We start from the raw sequence: 20174 nt of genomic DNA, 5'->3' as shown, positions 1-20174 counted from the left end.
TCACTCCGAAAAGGTGCTCTTCACGGCGCGCACGAAGGCACGCACCGCGTCCGCGTCCTTGATACCGGGGCTCGACTCCACCCCGCTCGCCACATCCACTCCGTAGGCCCGCGTGGCGCGCACGGCGTCGCGCACGTTGCCCGGATTCAGCCCGCCGGCCACCAGCACCGGCACGCCCGCGTCCGTCAGCCTCGCCACCAGCGACCAGTCGAAGCCCACGCCGCCTCCGCCGTAGCCCGGCGCCGCTCCGTCCAGGAGCAGCGTCGCCACGTCGCCCACGCCCACGTAGGCGCGCGCCCGCTCCACGTCCTCGGGGCCCCGGATGCGCAGGGCCTTGATGACGGGCACGCCGTAGCCCGAGCAGGCCTCGGGTGGCTCGTCTCCGTGCAGCTGCACCGCCGTGAGCCCGCAGTCACGCACCCGGGCGCGGATGACGTCGGGGGACTCGTTGACGAAGACGCCCACCACCGCGCCCAACGCGGGCCGGGTGCGCGCCAGGGCCGCCGCCACCTCGGGCGTCACGTACCGGGGCGAGCGCGCGTAGAAGTTGAGCCCCAGCGCGTCCGCGCCCGCGGCCCACGCCATGCGCGCGTCCTCCACGCGGGTGAGCCCGCAGATCTTCACCCGTGTGCTCATGTCGTCTTCCCAGGCGTCAGCAGCCGCGCCAGCGCCTCACCCGGATGGGGCGCGCGCAGGAGGGATTCCCCCACGAGCACCGCGTCCGCGCCCGCCGACCGGGCCGCCACGAAGTCCTCGTGCGTCTTGAGGCCACTCTCGGCCACGAATGTCTTGGCCCGGCCGCGCAAGAGCGGGATGACCCGCAGGGCGGTGGCGATGTCCGTGCGCAGCGTGGCGAGGTTGCGGTTGTTGATGCCCACCAGCTCCGCGCCCGCCTGGAGCGCTCGCTCGGCGTGCTCCTGGGTGTGGGCCTCGACGAGCGCCGCCACCCGGCACGCCCTGGCCGTGGCCACCATCTCCGCGAGGGCGCCATCCTCCAGCGCGTCCGCGATGAGCAGGATCGCGTCCGCGCCCAGCGCCGCGCTCTCCTCGATCTCCTGGGGCGCCACGAGGAAGTCCTTGCGCAGCACGGGCACGGACACGGCCGCGCGCACCTGGAGCAGATCCTCGAGGCTCCCGCCGAAGTCCACGTCGTCGGTGAGCACGCTGATGGCGCAGGCGCCCGCGGCCTCGTAGCCCCGTGCCACGGAGACCAGGTCCGTGTGCGGGAAGTCACCGCCCGAGGGGCTGCGGCGCTTCACCTCGGCGATGACGTTGATGGGCAGGCCCGGACGGTGCCGGGTGAGGGCGGCGGCGAAGTCCCGCCCGGGGGGACGGGGATGCTCGGCCACTCGGGGCCCGCGCGCGGCGAGCTCCCGGCGCTTGCGCGCGAAGATGGCCTCGAGCTTGTCGGTGGGAGGCACGGGCGCGCTCATGCCGCACCGCCCTTCACGAGCGACGCCAGCTTGGAAGCCGCGGCACCGGAGTCGAGCGACTCCACCGCCCGCATGGCGCCTTCCTTCAGGTTGGCCGCCTTGCCCACCACCACGAGCGCCGCCGCGGTGTTGAGCACCACGGCGGTGCGCACTCCGGAGCGCTCTCCCGCGAGCAGCGCCTGGAAGCGCCGGGCGTTGTCCTCCACGTCTCCGCCGATGATGGACTCGGGCGGCACGCGCTCGAGCCCCGCGTCCTCGGGGTGGAGGGTGAACAGGCGCACCGAGCCGTCCTCGCGCAGTTCCGCCACGTCCGAGGCCGTGCACGGCGATAGCTCGTCCAGCCCGTCGCGGCCGTGCACCACCCAGGCCCTGCGGCTGCCCAGCCGCGAGAGCACGCGCGCCGTCTGCTCCAGGCGCTCCCCGGCGAAGGTGCCGAGCAGCTGATAGCGCGCGCCCGCGGGGTTGGTCAGCGGGCCCAGCAGGTTGAAGATGGTGTGCAGGCCGAGTTCACGCCGGCTCGGCGCCACGTGGCGCAGGGCGCTGTGGTGCGAGGGCGCGAAGAGAAAGCCCACCCCGTGCGCGTCGATGTCATGCGTCACCTGCTCGTGCGAGCGGTCCATGGGGACGCCCAGGGCCGCGAGCACGTCCGAGCTGCCACAGCGCGAGGACACCGCCCGGTTGCCGTGCTTGGCCACCGTCACCCCCGCTCCCGCGGCCACGAGGGCCACGGCGGTGGAGATGTTGAAGGTGTTGGCGCCATCGCCACCCGTGCCGCAGGTGTCGAGCACCACCTCGGAGCGCGGATGGATGCGCGTGGCGCACGCGCGCATGGCCTCGGCCGCCCCGAGCAGCTCGTCTTCCGTCTCACCCTTCATGCGCAACGCGACCGCGAGGCCGCCCACCTGGGCGGGCGTTGCTTCTCCCGCGAGCATCTGACCCATCACCGAGGCCATTTCCTCGCGCGTCAGGTCGCGTCGGTGGGCGACCCGGCTCAGCGCTTCCTTGAGCGTCATGTCTGGTTACTCCAGTCGCGCCACGTCACGGCCCAGGACGCCCGTCGTGCGGGTCTCACCGGAGATCGCGTGCGGTCGCCAGCCATGACGGCGGATCTCGTCGTTTACACGCTCGATGTCCTGGGCCGTCGCGTCTGGTCGCATCACGATCAACATGGCTGGTGATTCTCCGATGTGCCGCCACCTGGGAAAGAGGTGCCGGTGATTGGGGACCGCGGGTCATCTGGATGGACGCGGAGTGCCTCGGATGTGAGGAACGTGTCCGCTGGTCTCCAGATTTCCGGCGAGTCTGACTGGGACGAATCAGGGAATCAATGTAGGACGGGAAATGGGGACTTCGAGGGAGGCTCGAGCCGTGGGCAAGCCGGACGTCATCGTGGTGGGGGCGGGGCTGGCGGGGTTGACGTGTGCGCGGCTGCTTCACCAGGCGAAAGTGAAGGTGCGCGTGCTGGAGGCGGGGGATGGGGTGGGGGGCCGGGTGCGCACGGACGCGGTGGACGGCTTCCTGCTGGATCGAGGCTTCCAGGTGTTCCTCACCGCCTACCCGGAGCCTCCCCGGTGGTTGGACTACCGGGCACTCGAGCTGCGGCGCTTCTTCCCCGGGGCGCGGGTCTGGCGCAAGGGAGGAATGCACCTGGTGGCGGATCCCTTCCGCCGGCCGCTGCACGCCGCGCTGCATGCCTTCAATCCCGTGGGCTCGTTCACCGACAAGTTGCACGTTCTCGACTTGTGGAAGCAGGCGCAGGCCGGCTCGGTGGAGGAGGTGTTCCAGCGCCCGCAGAAGACGTCGCGGGAGTACCTGCGCGACGTGGGCTTCTCCGACGCGATGCTGGAGGGTTTCCTCCAGCCCTTCTTCGGCGGCATCTTCCTGGAGAAGGCGCTGAGCACCTCGAGCCGCATGCTGGAGTTCGTCTTCCGGATGTTCGCCACCGGGGCCACGGTGGTGCCCGCGCGGGGCATGGGGGCGCTCTCCGCGCAGCTCGCCGCGAAGCTGCCCGAGGGCACGTTGAAGCTGAACACGCCGGTGGAGGAGGTCTTCGGGCACCGGGTGCGGCTGGCGTCGGGGGCGCGCGAGGACTGTGACGCGGTGGTGGTGGCCACGGACGCGCCCGCGGCGGCGGAGCTCCTGCCCGGCATGCCCTCGCGGCGGATGAACGCGGTGACGTGCCTGTACTTCTCCGCCCCCGAGCCGCCCGTGCGCGGGCCCTACCTGGTGCTCAACGGGGAGGGGCGTGGGCCGGTGAACAACCTCGCGGTGATGAGCGAGGTGGCACCCGAGTACGCCCCCGCCGGGCAGGCCCTCGTCTCGGTGTCGGTGCTGGAGCCGGTGGAGGACGCGGCGTCCCTGGAGGCGCGCGTGCGCGAGCAGCTCACGGAGTGGTTTGGCGGAGGCGTGAAGGGGTGGCGGCATCTGCGCACGTATGAGCTTCCCCAGGCCCTGCCGGAGCAGTCGCCCGAGTCGTGGGAGGACTCCCCTCGGCGGGTGCGGCTGTCGCCCGGGCTGTATGCCTGTGGGGACTACCGGGAGAATGGCTCCATCGACGGGGCGATGACGTCGGGACGGCGCGCGGCCGAGGCCCTGCTGCGCGACTGGGAGCTGGACCCGCCATGACGATGAATGAACCGACGCGGGGTGCGCATCCGGGCTGGCTCGTGGCCTCGGCGGTGGGCGTGGTGGGGTGGACCGCCCTGGTGCGCTGGAACCCTCCCCACTTCTTCGCGTGGGCCGCGCTCTACTGCGCGCTCTGGATGGCCGTCTCGGTGCTGGCGCTCGGCCGGGAGGGGCGGGCGCGGCTGGTGCCCCGGGGCGAGGACGTGCTGTGGGGCGTGACGTTCGCGGGCGTGCTGTACGTGGGCTCGCGCGGCGTGTTGTGGGCGCTGTGCGGAGGCTTCTCGCGGGTGCTCTGCGAGCCCCTGCTGGATGTTTATACGGGCTTTGGCCGGGGCGGGTGGCTCTCCGCGGTGACGCTGGCGCTGCTCATCGCCCCCGCCGAGGAGGTGTTCTGGCGTGGGGTGGTGCAGGGCGCCCTGCGGCCGAGGATGGGCGCCCGGGGCTGCGTCGTGGTGGCCGCCGCCCTGTCGAGCCTCCTGCTGCTCTTCTTCAAGGAGCCCCTGCTGGCGCTCGCGGCGTTTCCCACCTCGCTCGCCTGGGGCCTGCTCGCCGAGTGGCGCCGTGGCCTGCTGGCCCCGTGGGTGAGCCACGCGCTCTGGGATGTGCTCATCATCGTGCTGTTGCCAGTCGTCTGACACAACCCCGCGTCCTCGAGAGGGAATCGCCATGAGCCAGCCCACCGCCAGCGCCGCCGCCCCGACCTTCTACCCCATGCTGCGCTACAAGAACGCGCCCGCGGCCATCAAGTGGCTGGCGGCCGCCTTCGGCTTCGAGGAGCACCTGGTGGTGCCCGGGCCCAACGACACCGTGGCCCACGCCGAGCTGCGCTTCGGCACGGGCATCTTCATGCTGGGCAGCCAGAAGGACGACATCTACGGCAACGCCGGCATGGCTCCGTACGTCTACGTGCGCGACATCGACGCCCACTGTGCCCGGGCCCGGGCGGCGGGGGCCGTCATCGTGAGGGAGCCCTTCGACACCGACTATGGCTCGCGGGATTACGCGGCGCGCGACTGCGAGGGCCATGTCTGGAGCTTCGGCACCTACCGTCCCGTACCGTGAAGTTCGCCTCATGACGGCGGGAGCTCCGCTGTCCACTCCGGCGCGCGGGAGGGTAAAAGGGCGGCCATGAAACGTACCCTCCGCACCCTCGCCACCACGGCGCTGCTCCTGTCGGGAGTCGCCGGTGCCGCCGAGCCCGCCTCGGCTCCCGCCCGCCTGCCCACGGCCGCCGAGCTCAAGCGCATGACGGCGCGCTTCGCCCCCGTCGACATCCAGGTGGATGTCTCCAAGCTTCCGGAGAGCGAGCGGCGTGCGCTCGCGAAGATCCTCCAGGCCGCCCGCATCATGGATCCGCTCTTCATGCGCCAGGCCTGGGCGGGCAACGAGACGCTGCTGCTCTCCCTGCTCCAGGACACCTCCGCGCTGGGCAAGGAGCGGCTGCACGCCTTCCTGCTCAACAAGGGTCCCTGGTCGCGGCTCGACCACAACGCGCCCTTCGTGCCCGGGGTGCCCGCCAAGCCGCTCGAGGGCAACTTCTACCCGGCCGGCGCCACCCAGGCCGAGGTGGAGACGTGGGTGAGGTCCCTGCCCGAGGCCCAGCAGCGGCAGGCCACGGGTTTCTTCACCACCGTGCGCCGGGGTCCGGACGGCAATTTCATCTCCGTGCCCTACAGCGTCGAGTACCAGGGGGAACTCTCCCAGGCCGCGCGCCTGCTGCTCGAGGCCGCCGAGCTCACCACCCAGCCCACGCTCCGCGCGTTCCTCACCCAGCGCGCCGCCAGCTTCCTGAACAACGACTACTACCCGAGCGAAGTGGCGTGGATGGACCTCGACGCGAGCATCGAGCCGACCATCGGGCCCTACGAGGTCTACGAGGACGAGTGGTTCAACTACAAGGCCGCCTTCGAGGCCTTCATCACCGTGCGCGATGACACCGAGACGCAGAAGCTCGCGAAGTTCAGCGGCGAGCTGCAGGAGTTGGAGAACGCGCTCCCCATCGAGCCGAAGCTGCGCAATCCGCGGCTCGGCGCGCTCGCGCCCATCCGCGTCGTCAACAGCCTCTTCTCCTCGGGAGATGGCAACCGGGGCGTGCAGACGGCGGCCTACAACCTGCCCAATGACGAGCGCGTGGCGGCGGAGAAGGGCACCAAGCGCGTGATGCTCAAGAACATCCAGGAGGCGAAGTTCCAGCGCGTGCTCCTGCCCATCGCCCAGGTGGCGCTCACGCCGAAGGATCGCAAGGACGTCTCCTTCGATGCCTTCTTCACCCACATCCTCATGCACGAGCTGATGCACGGCCTGGGTCCCCACAACATCACCGTGGAGGGAAAGCAGACCACGGTGCGTCAGGCACTCCAGGCGGCCTCCAGCCCCCTCGAGGAGGCCAAGGCGGATGTCTCCGGTCTGTGGGCCCTCCAGCGCCTGGTGGACAAGGGGGTGATTGGCAAGGAAATGGAGCGCACCATGTACACGACGTTCCTCGCGTCCATGTTCCGCTCCATCCGCTTCGGCACCAGCGAGGCGCATGGCAAGGGCATCGCGGTGCTGCTCAACCACTTCCTCGACACCGGCGCCGTGGTGGTGAACAAGGATGGCACCTTCTCCGTGGTCAAGGAGAAGATCCGCGAGTCCGTCACCGCGCTGACGAAGCAGATCATGGAGCTGCAGGCCGCGGGCAACCGCGCCGCCGCCGAGTCGCTGCTCGAAACCAGGGGCGTGGTGCGTCCCGAGGTGAAGCGCGTGCTGGACAAGCTGGAGAATGTCCCCGTGGACATCGAGCCGCGCTACGTCACCGCCGACACGCTCGCTCGCTAGTACGACCGGGGCTTCTGGCGCCGCCTCGGGCCGAGGGCCCGAGGCGTGATTCACGCCCCTTCGGGGGCGATCTCCACCTTCTTGGTCGCATCCCGGGACAGCACCGCGCCGCCGACGAGCACGAGCACTCCCGTGATGATGAGCCCCAGGGGCTGTGGTCCGACGCTGTCCCCATACGCCGTCAACAGCAGCCCGGTCAGGGGGAGCGAGGCCTGGTTCAGGCAGGTGATGAGCCCGACCGCCTTGCCCATGTGTTCTCGTGGGATCAGGGTGGCCCGGACGGTCCGGAAATACACCCCGAGCAGCAGCGAGGAGCCGATCATCAGCCCGAAGCCGACCAGGAAGAACCAGAAGCCGTCGGCCACGTTGGCGATGACTCCGGAGAGACAGAGCAGGCAGAACGACAGGGTTCCCAGGGTACGGACCGTCATCCGCTTGAGCAGCAGGGGCACGAGCGACAGGGCGAAGACCCCGTTCAATCCCGCGATGACGTTCATCAGGCTGAAGAAGCTGTCTGGCTTGTTCAGCCTGCCCGTGATGATCGCCGCTCCGGCGGCTTCCAGCATGCCGATGAGCATGTTGTTCAGCGCGGCCACGCACGTGAGCAGCAGCAGGAACTTGTGCTCCGCCAGGACGGAGATGCCCACCTGGAGATCTCCGAGCACGGAGCGGGACGACTCCGGCCGGGTCTCCTCCTGCACGTGCCTGAGGATGAACCGGATGTTGATGTAGTTGAAGAAGTAGAAGACCGCGGCGGCGAGCAGCAACTGCTTGATGCCAATCACCAGGGACAGCCCCGCCGCGAACGCCGGGCCGAGCACCATGGAGCACTGATCGGCCTTGGAGATCGAGGCCTGGCGGCGTGAGAACTCGTCTCCCGAGTAGGTCTGCGCCAGGATGGCATCCGCCGCGACGACGGTCTGCGCGTTGCCAATGGAGAGCACCGCGTTGAAGATTCCCAGCAGCAGGGCGAGGTAGCCGGCCTCCTCCTTCACGAGGAAGAACGCGACCAGACAACTCACGACCTTCGCCGCGTCCGTCTTGAGGAGCACCCTCCTCACGCCGAAGCGATCAATCAGCACGCCCCCATAGGGGAGGAAGAGCACCCGGGGAAGCCATTCAATGAAATAGGCCACCCCGGCTTGTGCGATGCTGCCGGTCATGTTCCAGATGATGAGTGGAACGGCGAAGAGCAGGATCTGATCGCCAAGATAGACACTGAAGAGGCCCAGCCAAAGCTTGGCGAACGGGAATGCACGAGTGCTCATGGTTTCACGGGGTGTGGCGCCGTGGCAGTCTACAGGAGGCGTGACTCAGTTGTACATCGACGTCGGACCCTCCTCGGCGTCCACGCGGCGGCGCAGCGCGACGCGGAACTGCTTGCCGGTCTTGGGATCGGTGATCACCTGGACCTTGGGCGTGTCGTAGCGGACCTTCTCCTTGGAGAGATCCTTCTGGGCAATGGCTTGTTGCCGGTAGAAGGCCTCGTCCGCGGGAATCGTATTGGCCTCGAGGACGGGATACGGAGTGCGCTCCACGGGCCAGTCGATCACATCGCTGCCCGGCCGGTAGCTGCCGTCGGCCTTGAGGAAGTTGCGCGGGCGGTTGATGGTGAAGACGTTTTCCAGCCGCCGGAAGGCATGTGCCACGCCCGGGGGAATGAGCAGGAATCGCCGGGGATCGGGCAGGAAGGTGATGTCCACGGCCTTGTGCAGCGTCTTGGAGCCACTGCGGCAATCGAGCAGGTGCAGGGTGACGAGCTGATCCTTCGGACCGACGAAGGTGAGGCGATCCTCCTGGCCCAGGTGGATGCCGAACGAGTCGTGGGTGAAGTTCTTCTCGCCGTGATCCACGACGTACAGGGCGGCCGGACCCGCCAGGGGAACGATCCCGCTCTCGTCTCCCGTCAGCACGGTGAGGTGTCGCTGCCAGCCCACGCCCTCGATGCCCTGGATCTCTTCCCACTCGGGGAACGGAGAAGCCTTCTTCTCCACCCGCTTGCGCAGGACGACTCGCACCTTCTTTCCCTCGGTGTCCAGATCGCGCGTCATCGGGAACTCGGTGTCGAGCGCCGGGATGGCGGCCTGCTGGCGCCGCAAGACCTCGGTGTAGAACTTCTCCGAGGCGGGGAAGGTGTTGGGCGTGACGACGGGCAGCTTGTCATCGGGCGTCTCCAGCCCGAAGTTCATGATGTCGTTGCCAATGGTCCAGCTCGTCTGCTGGTTCACCCAGGCCCGGGGATCAGGCAGGAACAGACCATACTCGTTGATGGTGTAGACGTCCTCCAGTCCGAAGAACGTGTGGGCCACCCCCGGCGGGATGATCAGCGTGCGGTGGGTCCCAGGCTGGAACGTGATGCTCAGACGGCGGTGCAGCGTTTCGGAGCCGGCACGGCAGTCGACGAAGTCGGCGCGGACGAGCTTGTTCTCCGGACCCATGAAGGTGAGGCGATCTTCCTGTCCCAGATGGATGCCGAAGTGCCCGTAGTCGAAGTTCTTGTGGCCGTGGAAGACGATGTTGGCCGGATTGTTGGTCGGGAAGGGAACGACGAAGCTGTCGTCCTGGCCGTTGTTCATGCGCCAGCGTGGCTGCCAGTGCAAGCCCTTGATGGGCAGCGCTTCGGTGCTGTTCAACGGGATGGACATGGGCTCGGAGTTCATGACGGGTCTGGAACCTCGCGCATCTGCGGTGGTGGGCACGTGGCGGCTGCCCCGACCGCGGAGCCGGACAACTACCGGCTCCGCGGTCGGGCTTGATGTCTACGGAGAGCGATGGCGCGGAATTACAGCTCGCTCACCTCGACGTCGTAGCCGGCCGCGCGCGCGGCGGAGATGAGCGCCGTCATGTCGTCGGTCGGGAGCACCTTGAAGATGTCCATCGCCGGACCCTGCTTGATACCGGCCACGAAGGAGAGCTTCTCCTCCACGGTCTGATCGCCAATCAGGAATCCGGAGACCTCGCTCTCCTGCACGCCCTTCTCACGCAGTGCCTTGGCCGCGTCGTTGAAGGCGTTCTCGGAGACCATCTGGGGAGCGGCGTAGAACTCGGCAACGTTGTTCATCATGGCGTTCGACTCCAGGGTGTTCGGGGCGGGAACAGCAAGACGACGACACTGCATGCTCTCTACTGCTACTGCTTGCTACTGCTCGGTACGACAGCCATGGCACTCCCGCTCACTCGTGCGCGTGCACGAGCGTGGATCGGGTGGGTGGGGGACTCCCCGCCCTGTCAGGAGATGCCGTTTTATGGATGTGATTACTAACCTTTATAGAAAGCCACTTTCAAGAAAAACCTGTCTTCGGGGGATGCTTTTTCCAGCGTGCTCGCGCGGAAGTGGGGTGGACCGCCGCGCAGGTCCCGCGACGCTGATTGTGTGCGCGAATAAACACCCATCAGCGTCGACCCGGGGATGAACTCCCAACGCAGGACAACATTCGCATTCAGCAGCGCATTCTCGAAATCATCGTCCTGCAGGCCATCTCCATCGAGATCGCCGTTGAAGCTCGAGCTCCTCAGGAGGCCAAAGGAAATGGCCGGGTGCTCTCTCGTCGTCGTCGCTTCGCTGTAACGCGAAAATTCAGCCTGGGACATGAAGAGTTGAGCGTAGGCCTGCAACGAGAGCCGGGGCGAGATGGTGTAGGCCAGACGCATCAAGAAGGACAGGGAACCGGAATCCAGCCGTCCAATCCGATAGTGACGCGTGATGGTCTCTATGTTGCAGTTGCCGCCCGCGTCATCACGGCAGTCGAAGAATCGGATGTCATTGGCATCCCAGCCGAGGATGGGCGCCAGTTCGAGTTCGAGTTGAGGTAGCACTCGCGCCGACACCCGTCCTTCCAGGCTTCCTCCCCAGCCCCTCTGCTCATCCACGTACCCGAGGAGACTGGTGCTGAGTTCCAATACTTTTCGCGTGTCACTCTGGAACTTCGCGGTGGCGTACGTGTAGGCGGGGCGCTGGAGCCGCCCCCCGTCGCCGTGCGTCTCCCGGGTCCTCCAGGAAGGGTAACCCACTCCGAGAGAGAGGGACTGCTGCATGAAATTGCGGTACTGGCCCTGGAAGGTCAGTTCGCTCGTGAGCCAGCTTGGAACGCCCGCGAAGGTGATGGTGGCCTCGTGCTGGAGTTCCATCTCGAAGTTCTGGAAGAGGGCTCCGGGTCGTGTCTCGCGGTAGCCGGTGGCTTGCACGAGGCGGTGGGCATCGAAGTCGTTCTGGAAGCCCATCGCCCGGATGTCGAACCGGGGGGAGAACACTTGATAGGACAGCTCCGCGAGCCAGTGGGTCCCCTCGTACTCAGCCGAGAGCAGTCCCGCGCCGCCCAGGTCCCCGGGACCGACACGGGTGCCGTCGTCCCGGGTGATGGGGATGCAGCCCTCGAGCGAGGTGTCGGAACAGCCGCGCCCGAGCGCGGTTCGATGACTCGGCCCCCCGACGCGCTGCGAGAGGGCCAGCTGGCCCCCCAGGCGCCACCGTCCATCCACCGACTGCCATTGGCCGTCCACGCCCTGGGCGTAGGCGTCGTGAGCGAGATCCGCGAGATAGGTCGTCCCCTGCAGACGATTGACGGCGGTCAGGAACCACCCCAGGTAGGTGGCGTTCCCGGTGGAGTAGCGCCCGCGCAGCACGCCGTGGCTTCGCGCGGAGACGAGTGACAGCCGTGAGGGGGTGCCGTTCGCTCCGAGGAGCGTCGCCTCCTCGGCGCCCGTGATGGCTCCCAGTGCCGCGATCGACAGGTTTTCTGAAATCTGGCCCGTCAGCTTGGCCGCGCCCCAGATGGGGACGGTGGGGGAGGTGCGCTGGAGCCTCGACAGACCGCCGTCGGCGGCCTCGATCGGGTCGCCGGGCGACAAGCCGGAGACGGCGCGGCCGATGCGCCGCGAGTAGAACAGCGTCAAGGGACTGTCGAAGAGATCGAGCCCCTCCAGGAAGAACGGACGCTTCTCGGGGAAGTATGTCTCGTTGGGGCCGAGATTGAGGACGGCTTGATCGGCCTCGAGTTGAGCGAAGTCCGGGTTGATGGTGGCGTCCAGCGTGAGCGACCGGGCGAGTCCCACCTTGAGGTCCACCCCGGCATTGATGGCGAGTCGCCGCAGGGAGGGGGTGGCGAACTCGCGGAGCGTCAGCCCCTCCGTCTCCGTGGCGGGCTCGAACCGGGTCACCAGGAAGGGTCTGAACTCGAAGGAGCGATGGGGCTGGATGCTCGAGAGCCCCCGCAGCGTCCCAAGGCGGGACACCTTGCCGCGAACGGTGCTGGGCACGAGCGCCCACTGAACGCGCTCCTTGTTGCGCGAGACATAGCGCTCGACCTGCAAGCCCCAATCCATGCTCGCGGCCTCGGAGAAGCGCAGGACCTGAAAGGGAATCTGGAATTCAGCGCTCCACCCCCACGGGTCGTGCGCGACCGCGCCATTCCATACCGCGTCCCAGTCCGAGGTGAACTCCGTGTCATCGAAGATCATCCCGTCGAGCTGGCCACCCGCGGCGCTCAGGCCAAACGAATATCCCGTCGTGCGATCATGACGGCTGTCGATCAACACCTTGACCCAGTCGGTCTCGGTCTCGCGATCCCGGTGTGCCAGGCGGGAGACGATCTGCCCGGGGTCGGACTCGTACACCCGGATGCCAATGTAGAGCGCGTGGTCATCGTAGCCGATGCGCACCGAGGTTCGCTCGCTGGGAGGCGCGCCCTCCTGGGGAAATGCCTGCGTGAACCGCTCGTCCTCGACGAGCGTCTTCCAGGCCTCGTCATCCAACCGTCCGTCAATCGCTGGCGGCGAGGCGATCCTCGCCGCGGTCATGCTCTTGAGCATGTCATCGAGACGCGCGGGCGTTTCCGTCTGCGCACTGGCCCGCGCGGACAGCGCGAGAAGCACGGTCGTCATTGTCTTCAGGGCCGTCGACGACGCGCGGGGCGCGGCCAGGCGCGAAGTGCGGCCGGCCTCGTTGGCTGGTCGGGAACGACGGTCTTCGGAGAGTCGACGAACCATTCAGCATGCCTCTCCCTGTAATTCCTACCTTCCAACATTCTCAAGAATAGTGAGGGAGGGCCGACTGGAAGTTCAACAGAAAGTATTTCTGGCACAAATTTTGTTCGCGTTTTCCGGGGAAGGTTCGCGTGTGCCTGGATTGACATCAGGACATCAACTGGATGTCTGGAAGCCCTCGGCCAATGCGTGCCACACCCACGTGAGTGTCGTTCTGGAGTCCGGACTCAGGGCCTCGGCGCGAGCGCCGTGAGGGGAGCGCGGTCGGGTGGGGCAACACCGCCGTGGCTGGCCGCTGGTCGTGTTGGCTGCCTACCCTCCGTGTGCACTTTCCCGTGCACGGAGGGTGGAGCCATGATGAGACATGAGTCCCATGCGCAGCCACGTTCCTCGCGGTCCCTGGGGTGTCCTCATCGCGCTCACCGTCATCGGGGCGTGGTTGGGTCACCTCGTCTGGTTGCTCGTGGGGACGCGGCTGTCGCTCGCCTCACCGCTCGCCTGGCTGCACATCGCGCTGCAGGCCTACCTGTGCACGGGCCTGTTCATCACCGGCCATGACGCCATGCACGGCACGGTGAGTCGCCACCGGTGGCTCAATGAGACCGTGGGCACGCTCGCCTGTTTCCTCTTCGCGGGGCTGTCGTACCGGCGCCTGGTGGTCAACCACCGCGCCCACCACGGCGACCCCACGGGCCCGGACGATCCGGACTTCTCCACCCGCACCCAGTCCTTCTGGCCCTGGTTCACCACCTTCATGGTGCGCTACATGACGTGGCCGCAGTTCCTCGTCATGGCGGCCAAGTTCAACGTGCTGCTGTGGGTGGGCGTGGAGCCGTGGCGCATCTGGGCCTTCTGGGTGGCGCCCGCGGTGATGGGCACGGTGCAGCTCTTCTACTTCGGCACCTACCTGCCCCACCGGCGCCCGGACACCCCGGAGATGCGGCCCCACCACGCGCGCTCCCTGCCGCGCAACCACCTGTGGGCGATGCTCTCCTGCTACTTCTTCGGCTACCACTGGGAGCACCATGAATCTCCCTCCACCCCCTGGTGGGCGTTGTGGAGGATGCGGGACGCCCGGGCTCGCGCCGCGGCGGCGCCCCCCGAGCGCGCCGTGGGCTTGTAACCGGAGGGGGGGTTGAGGCGTTATGGAAGGCACCATGCGCCACCTGCCTCCCGAGCCCCTTGGTTCCGAGATCACCTCCGAGTCGCTGTATCTGCGCCGTCGCGAGTTCATCAAGGGCGCCGCGCTCTTCACGGGGACGGCCGCCGCCGTGGGCACGGGTCTCCAACTGCTCAGCCGACGGCCTACCGGGAGCGGTGGCGGAGGGGGCGGGGGCGGACTCGAGGGCTCGACTCCCACGGTCGCGGGCGAGGTGCCCAAGCCGAAGCGGCCCCGCGGTCCCTACGACACCGACGAGACGCCCACGCCCTACGAGGACGCCACCACCTACAACAACTTCTTCGAGTTCGGCGCCGCCAAGGGCGACCCGGCCGAGAACGCGCACACGCTCAAGCCGCGCCCGTGGACGATCGTCATCGACGGCGAGGTGGCCAAGCCGCAGCGGGTGGACCTGGACACGATGCAGGCCTGGTTCCCCCTGGAGGATCGTGTCTACCGGATGCGCTGCGTGGAGGCCTGGTCCATGGTGATTCCGTGGCTGGGCTTTCCGCTGGCGGGGCTCCTGCGGCGCGTGGAGCCCACGAGCAAGGCGAAGTACGTGGCCTTCACCACCTTGAAGGATCCCACGCAGATGCCCGGCCAGCGCACGGACACGCTCGAGTGGCCCTATGTCGAGGGGCTGCGCCTGGACGAGGCCCTGCACCCGCTCACGATGCTGGCGGTGGGCATGTACGGCAAGGTGCTGCCCAACCAGAACGGCGCGCCGTTGCGGCTCGTGGTGCCGTGGAAGTACGGCTTCAAGGGCATCAAATCGATTGTCCGCATCTCGCTCACGGAGAAGGAGCCGCCCACCACGTGGAACCTGGCCAACGAGCGCGAGTACGGCTTCTTCGCGAACGTGAATCCCCAGGTGGCGCACCCCCGCTGGAGCCAGGCCACCGAGCGCCGCATCGGCGAGCTGCGCCGCCGTCCCACGCTGCCCTTCAATGGCTACGCCGAGCAGGTGGCGAGCCTCTACACGGGCATGGACCTGCGAAAGTACTTCTGACGCCCATGGCCTCCTCGCCCCCGCTGCCCTGGCTCAAGCCGGCCTTCCTCGTGGGAGGCCTGTCCCCCCTGGCCCTGCTGCTGCTCGAGCTCGCGCGCGGCACCCTGGGCGCCAACCCCATCGAGCGCGTGCTCAACCAGACGGGGATGCTCGCCCTGCTCGTCCTGGTGGCCTCGCTCGCGTGCACGCCGCTCAAGCTCGTCACCGGGTGGACGTGGCCCCCGCGCGTGCGCAAGCTGCTGGGCCTGCTCGGCTTTGGCTACGCGCTGCTGCACTTCCTCGTCTACGTGGGGGTGGATCAGGGCCTGCGCATGGGGGCGCTCCTCGAGGACATCACGAAGCGGCCCTTCATCACCGTGGGCTTGCTGGCACTGGTGCTGCTCGTGCCCCTGGCCGTCACCAGCACCCAGGGCATGGTGCGCCGCCTGGGCTTTCCCCGCTGGCAGCGCTTGCACCGGCTCGCCTACGTGGCGGTGTCGCTCGGGGTGGTGCACTTCGTGTGGCGGGTGAAGCAGGACGTGACCGAGCCGCTCGTCTATGGCGGGGTGCTCGCGCTGCTCTTCGCCATCCGCCTGGCCGAGGCCGTCCGCAAGCGCCGGGCTCGCGCGGCTCTGTCGGCCACCTGAGGAACTCCGGCTACTCCTTCTTCGGCGCCGGGAGGATGGTGTCCACCAGCGTCATGAGCTGGGCGCAGCTCACCGGCTTGCGCACGAAGGCGTTGATGCCCGCCTTCTGGCCCTTGTTGCGCACCTCGGCCGCGTTCGCGTCGCCCGTCATCATCAGGATGGGGATGCGCGTCACCTTCGTGTCCTTGTGCGCGCGCACCGCGGCGGCGAAGTCCGCCCCGTTCATCCCGTCCATGTGGAAGTCGGTGAGGATGAGGTCCACCGGCTGCTTCTCCAGCTCCGCCAGCGCCGCCTCGGCCGACTCCGCCTCGATGTACTCGAAGGCGCGCGCCATCAGGTAGATCTTCAGCAGCGTGCGGATGGAGCGGCTGTCGTCCACCAGCAGCACGCGCTGGGGCTTCACGCCCGGCTCGATACGGGCGAAGGGGCGGGTCTCGTGGGCCGCCACGGCGAAGGCGCGCGCCGTCTCGGCGTTGAGCGTGCCAAAGGGCCGCGGCGTCTCGGGCATCAGGCCGGGACGGGTCACCGCGCCCGCGGACACACCCGTGGGACGCGCCGACTCGGGAGCGATCGACGTGGAACGTGACGTGGACGTCGCCATCACTTCAGGCACAACGGTGGCCGACTTCATTGGGAATCTCCGTGCAATGTCCCCCCCCCACACACACCTCCAGACCAGGTGACCATGTTCGCCCACGGACACCCCGAAGTCAAAGTCCTGTGAGGTGGGAGGTGTGGGGAATCCGAGTTCTCAGGGAACTTCGAGCGCGAAGGACTGGTTCCTCACCTCGGGCAGGCCATGGGTGGTGGCCACGGACGGGGAGAGATCGTTGGGCACGCGCCACGTCTGGCCGGTGAAGTGGATGAGGGTGATGGCGTAGCGTCCGGGGGGCACGGCGCGCAGGGGCTGGGGCTGCTGGGGGTTGCGCGCGTCGAACGCCCGGGCCTGGACGACGAGGCGCAGGGAGTCCACGAACACGGGGCCCATGTTCCAGGCGCCGTCGGGCTTGCGCATGGAGTTGAGCACCGCGGTGTCCAAGCCCGCGGCGAGCACGACCAGGTCCGGCTGTCCATCGCCCAGCCCCTCCAACCGCGGGTACTCCACGCCCTCGGCATCGAGGATGCCATTGCGGTCCAGGTCGTTCTCGTCGGCGAGCCGCTGCGCGTCGGTGAGCGACTCGCCCTCGGCGAGCTTGCGCACCACGACGCGGGGCCAGAGGTCGGGCGTGCCGTCGCCGTTGGCGTCGTCGGGCTGGCCGTCCGTGTTCTCGTCCACGAAGCGCACGAGCATGGCGGTGGGCCGCTGGTCCACCGCGCCCTGGTGGATCTGCAGCGGCTTGAGATCCAGCAGCTTGATGCTCGCCGTGCCGAAGCGCGGGGAGCTGTCCACCCAGAAGGCGGGGCGATCCACGGGCACGGTGCTCGTCTCGCCGAAGAGCACGTTGACGCCGGTGAGGGCCGGGAGCGTGCCGTCCGCGTGCGCGGCGATCTCCAGCACGCGGGGCGCGCGCGTGACGGGGTCCACCGCGGCGCCGCCCATGTCCCCGGCGTTGGGCTCGCCGGTGACGGTGTACCAGGGGATGAAGTCCGGGGTGTGGCAGGGCTGGGGGAGGGTGCGGCACGTGTCCGCGTCGATGAAGCCGCGCACGAGGTAGCGCCCCGGGGCCACGAGGCTGAAGGTGTAGGGCGCGGTGAAGGGGCCCGCGGAGGTGTCGTCCGCCGGGCCGAAGAGCCGCTCCTGGGGGATGACGGCGAAGCTCAGCGGGCGGCCCGTGCCCTGGGGCGGCGGCGGCCGGGCGGCGTCATAGAGCAGGACGATGGCGTTGCCGCGCACGCGGCCCTGCACCACCACCTGGCCCTCGATGCGCGACAGGTTCTGGCGCTGGCGGTGATCCGCGGTGGCCTCGACGGGGGGGGGATCGCAGTGGAGGGACAGCAGGCCCGCGAGGACGAGCCCCCAGCGGAGGGTGGGGCGAAGGGCGCTCATGGAGTCACCGTCAGGAGGGCGAGCACGCGGCGCTGGATGCGGTTGCCGAAGGGGTGCTCGGTATGGGGGGGGCCCAGGTTGGTGCCCACGAGGGCCACCGAGACCTTGTCCTTCACCGGCATGTAGCCCACGCGGGCGCTGATGACGGCGTAGGAGGGCAGGGCATTGGCGATGGCGTCGATGCGGGTGGGCTCGTCCGCCGCGGGCTCGCGCTCCACCCACTGGGTGGCGGACGACCAGGCCACTTCCATGCCCAGCTCCAGGTTCTGCCGCGTGCGGTAGGTGACGCCGCCGTAGAGCTTCACCTGGGGCGCCTGGGTGCAGGGGCCGCACAGGCCGTCCTCGCCCTCGGCCGTCAGGTTCTGGAAGGCGGCGGTGACCTTGATGCCCAGGCCGTCCACCGGGGCGAGCGTCACGCCGGCCTCGGCGCCGCGCGCGGTGTAGACGGCCGCCTCGTTCTGGAAGTACGAGCGGCCCAGCAGGTAGGAGCCGGTGGTCGTGTCCCACGAGTCATTCGCCGTCGCCGACTGCACGGCGGACAGCTGGATGAGGTCGTACACGGTGTTCTGGTAGAGGGCCACGTCCCAGTCGATGCCGAGCCGGGGCGCCTCGCCGCGGTAGCCCAGCTCGAAGGCCAGCAGCCGCTCGGGCTTGAGCGTGCGGCTGCCCTGGGTGAGCAGGTTGGCGCCGTTGACTCCGGGCACGGGGAAGGCGAGCGCGGCGTAGCTCTCCAGGAAGGTGGGCTCGCGGAAGGCGGAGGCGGCGCTGGCGCGCAGCGCATGGCCCTCGCGGATCATGTAGAGCGCGGAGATGCGGGGGGAGTGCGCCAGGCCCGGCTTGCCATTGTCCAGCAGCGGGTGCCGGTCCGCGCGGTAGGAGGCCATGATGCGGAAGGGCTGGGCGATCCTCCACTCGTCCTGGATGAAGGCGGCACCGTGCAGCTCCTCGCGCAGCGTCACCAGGTAGTCCCACGCCACGCGCTTGAGCCGCCCCTCCACGCCCACGTTCACCTGGTGCTCGCCCAGCAGCGAGAAGTTGTGGCTGTAGAGCAGCTCGGCGTTGAAGATGTTGGAGTCGATGCGCGTGGCGAGCGGGCGCTGGCCGTGGGCCTGGTACTGCGGCCCCGCGTCGGCCGACAGCGTGTTCCAGAAGGCCTTCACCTTCAGGGGGCCCAGGTTCGCGTCCGCCTTGACGAAGCCCGTCACCCCGTCCACGTAGAAGTTGCGCAGGGCGCCCGGTGGGTAGGCCTCCGTGTAGAGGCGGTTGACGCCGCCGGACAGGCCCAGCTCGGTGCCCGGCTTGAACTGGTAGACGGTGGCCAGGGTGGCGCGCGCGCTGCGCACGCCCAGGTCCTTCTCGGGGTCCTGGATGACGATGTCGGGACGATCCTCGGCGAAGTCCCGGCTCCACTTGTCCGCCTGCGAGTAGCCCGCCGAGGCGCGGTAGTGCAGCGCGCCCGCGCCGCCATGGGTGACGAAGTGGCCGCCGGCCATGTTGCCGGTGCCGGTGTAGCCCTGGAAGCGCGCGCGGGGACCGGTGCCCGGCGCGCGGGTGATGATGTTGACCACGCCGAGCATGGCGTTGGCGCCGTACAGCGCGCTGCCCGGGCCGCGGATGACCTCGATGCGCTCGATGTCGTCCAGCTCCACCGGGAGCGAGGACCAGAGCGTCATGCCGAGGAAGTCCTGGTACTCGGTGCGTCCGTCCACCAGCACGAGCACCTTGTTGGCCAGGCGCTGGTTGAAGCCACGCAGCGACACGTTGGCGCTGCCCGCCCCCATCGTCATCACCTCGGCCCCCGGCACGCGGCGCAACAGGTCCTGCACGGTGGTGGCGCCCGACAAGCGGATGTCGTCGGCGGTGATGACGGTGGTGGCGTTGGGCGCCTCGAGCGAGGACTGGGCACGGCGGCTGGCCGTCACCACGCGCTCCTCGTAGGGCACCGCGCCCTCGTCGTCGGTGGAGGCCATGGCCGCGTCACCCGCGGAGGGCGTCTCCGACGAGGGCCGCGCGGAAGGGGCGGCCCCGGAGGCATCCGGCAGGGCCTCGGCGCGGGCGATGGCCTTCTCCAGGCGCTCCACCAGCGCGGCGAGCGACCGGGCCGCCTCGGGGCCGGGGGCGATGGGCATGGGAGGCAGCCCGGGCTTCCCCGTGGAGGGGCCCGCCGCGCCGGCCTGCGCGCTGGCCTCGGGGTCCTGGAGCGACTGCTCGAGCTTCGCGAGCGTGGTGCGCACGCGGGCGGCGTCCGGGGGCGAGGCGTCGATATAGCGCCGGTAGTACTCCACGGCCTCGGGCACCCGGCCCGCGTCCTGGTAGGCGCGGGCGATGTTGTAGAGGACGTTGGCGTGGGGCTTGATGGCGTAGGCTTCCAGCAGCTCGGCGATGCCCGGGTCGTACTTGCCCTGGGAGATGAGGCTCATTCCGTTGCGGAAGTGGCGGCGGGCCTCCAGGCGGGGGTCGCCGAAGGCCGTGCCCGCGCACAACAACAGCGCCAGCGTGCCGGCTCGCTTCAGGGCGGTCGGGTTCTTCACCATTT

The 20174-nt window shown here is 68.8% G+C and carries 18 protein-coding genes; 7 read left to right on the top strand and 11 right to left on the bottom strand.

Going from position 1 to position 20174, the window contains the following annotated elements; translation table 11 throughout:
* The 4 genes from D187_RS03025 to D187_RS54640 are packed head-to-tail and all read right to left on the bottom strand — an operon-like array spanning window position 1 to window position 2602.
* Window positions 1–636, bottom strand: a complete 636-nt coding sequence (locus tag D187_RS03025) for a phosphoribosylanthranilate isomerase (RefSeq protein WP_002622920.1) — start codon at window positions 634–636, stop codon at window positions 1–3.
* Window positions 633–1433 (bottom strand): indole-3-glycerol phosphate synthase TrpC, encoded by an 801-nt coding sequence (locus D187_RS03020; protein ID WP_002622921.1) that lies wholly within the window; start codon window positions 1431–1433, stop codon window positions 633–635. Before D187_RS03020 ends, D187_RS03025 begins: the two co-directional genes overlap by 4 nt.
* Entirely contained in the window at window positions 1430–2446 is a 1017-nt protein-coding gene (trpD, locus tag D187_RS03015; RefSeq protein ID WP_002622922.1) for an anthranilate phosphoribosyltransferase, read from the bottom strand. Before trpD ends, D187_RS03020 begins: the two co-directional genes overlap by 4 nt.
* Before the next feature lie 6 nt (window positions 2447–2452).
* Window positions 2453–2602, bottom strand: coding sequence for a hypothetical protein (locus tag D187_RS54640; RefSeq protein ID WP_020917746.1), 150 nt, complete (start codon window positions 2600–2602; stop codon window positions 2453–2455).
* Between the two features lie 172 nt (window positions 2603–2774).
* Between D187_RS54640 and D187_RS03010 the strand changes: the two genes are divergently transcribed.
* The 4 genes from D187_RS03010 (at window position 2775) to D187_RS02995 (ending at window position 6875) form a co-directional block, all read left to right on the top strand.
* A complete protein-coding gene (locus D187_RS03010; RefSeq protein WP_051256178.1) occupies window positions 2775–4058 on the top strand; it encodes an NAD(P)/FAD-dependent oxidoreductase in 1284 nt (427 codons plus the stop codon).
* The gene (locus tag D187_RS03005) at window positions 4055–4693 is read left to right on the top strand and encodes a CPBP family intramembrane glutamic endopeptidase (protein ID WP_002622926.1); all 639 of its coding nucleotides are present in this window, start codon (window positions 4055–4057) and stop codon (window positions 4691–4693) included. The genes D187_RS03010 and D187_RS03005 overlap by 4 nt, the downstream gene beginning before the upstream one ends.
* A 31-nt stretch (window positions 4694–4724) precedes the next feature.
* Window positions 4725–5120, top strand: a complete 396-nt coding sequence (locus D187_RS03000; protein WP_002622928.1) for a VOC family protein — start codon at window positions 4725–4727, stop codon at window positions 5118–5120.
* A gap of 66 nt (window positions 5121–5186) precedes the next feature.
* Window positions 5187–6875, top strand: coding sequence for a DUF8614 domain-containing protein (locus tag D187_RS02995; protein ID WP_002622930.1), 1689 nt, complete (start codon window positions 5187–5189; stop codon window positions 6873–6875).
* 50 nt (window positions 6876–6925) lie between these two features.
* On the opposite strand, the gene D187_RS02990 is transcribed toward D187_RS02995, so the two are convergent.
* The 4 genes from D187_RS02990 to D187_RS02975 all read right to left on the bottom strand — a co-directional run bounded on the left by D187_RS02990 (window position 6926) and on the right by D187_RS02975 (window position 12755).
* Window positions 6926–8143, bottom strand: coding sequence for an MFS transporter (locus tag D187_RS02990; protein ID WP_002622933.1), 1218 nt, complete (start codon window positions 8141–8143; stop codon window positions 6926–6928).
* 45 nt (window positions 8144–8188) lie between these two features.
* Entirely contained in the window at window positions 8189–9520 is a 1332-nt protein-coding gene (locus D187_RS02985; protein WP_162159614.1) for a dTDP-4-dehydrorhamnose 3,5-epimerase family protein, read from the bottom strand.
* 137 nt (window positions 9521–9657) lie between these two features.
* Window positions 9658–9939, bottom strand: a complete 282-nt coding sequence (locus D187_RS02980; protein WP_002622936.1) for a hypothetical protein — start codon at window positions 9937–9939, stop codon at window positions 9658–9660.
* Between the two features lie 194 nt (window positions 9940–10133).
* The gene (locus D187_RS02975; RefSeq protein WP_002622938.1) at window positions 10134–12755 is read right to left on the bottom strand and encodes a DUF5916 domain-containing protein; all 2622 of its coding nucleotides are present in this window, start codon (window positions 12753–12755) and stop codon (window positions 10134–10136) included.
* Window positions 12756–13230: 475 nt separating this feature from the next.
* Between D187_RS02975 and D187_RS02970 the strand changes: the two genes are divergently transcribed.
* Genes D187_RS02970 through msrQ form a run of 3 tightly spaced genes read left to right on the top strand, consistent with a single transcriptional unit; the run spans window position 13231 to window position 15651 of the window.
* Window positions 13231–13980 carry a fatty acid desaturase gene (locus tag D187_RS02970; RefSeq protein WP_002622940.1) on the top strand — a complete coding sequence of 250 codons (750 nt, stop codon included), beginning with the start codon at window positions 13231–13233 and terminating at the stop codon, window positions 13978–13980.
* A gap of 34 nt (window positions 13981–14014) precedes the next feature.
* Entirely contained in the window at window positions 14015–15025 is a 1011-nt protein-coding gene (msrP, locus tag D187_RS02965) for a protein-methionine-sulfoxide reductase catalytic subunit MsrP (RefSeq protein WP_043428223.1), read from the top strand.
* 5 nt (window positions 15026–15030) lie between these two features.
* The gene (gene msrQ, locus D187_RS02960) at window positions 15031–15651 is read left to right on the top strand and encodes a protein-methionine-sulfoxide reductase heme-binding subunit MsrQ (protein ID WP_002622944.1); all 621 of its coding nucleotides are present in this window, start codon (window positions 15031–15033) and stop codon (window positions 15649–15651) included.
* Between the two features lie 10 nt (window positions 15652–15661).
* Here msrQ and D187_RS02955 read toward each other — a convergent pair whose 3' ends face one another.
* From D187_RS02955 to D187_RS02945, 3 genes are all read right to left on the bottom strand, one after another.
* The gene (locus D187_RS02955) at window positions 15662–16282 is read right to left on the bottom strand and encodes a response regulator (RefSeq protein ID WP_002622946.1); all 621 of its coding nucleotides are present in this window, start codon (window positions 16280–16282) and stop codon (window positions 15662–15664) included.
* A 120-nt stretch (window positions 16283–16402) separates the two neighbouring features.
* On the bottom strand, window positions 16403–17638 hold the full coding sequence (locus tag D187_RS02950) for a hypothetical protein (RefSeq protein ID WP_002622949.1): 1236 nt from the start codon (window positions 17636–17638) through the stop codon (window positions 16403–16405).
* The gene (locus D187_RS02945; protein ID WP_002622950.1) at window positions 17635–20172 is read right to left on the bottom strand and encodes a TonB-dependent receptor domain-containing protein; all 2538 of its coding nucleotides are present in this window, start codon (window positions 20170–20172) and stop codon (window positions 17635–17637) included. Before D187_RS02945 ends, D187_RS02950 begins: the two co-directional genes overlap by 4 nt.
* Window positions 20173–20174 lie beyond the last annotated feature (2 nt).

This window comes from Cystobacter fuscus DSM 2262 (genome assembly GCF_000335475.2).
Lineage (GTDB): Bacteria > Myxococcota > Myxococcia > Myxococcales > Myxococcaceae > Cystobacter > Cystobacter fuscus.
Note: the sequence above shows the minus strand (reverse complement) of the source record. Positions and strands in the feature narration are given on the sequence as shown.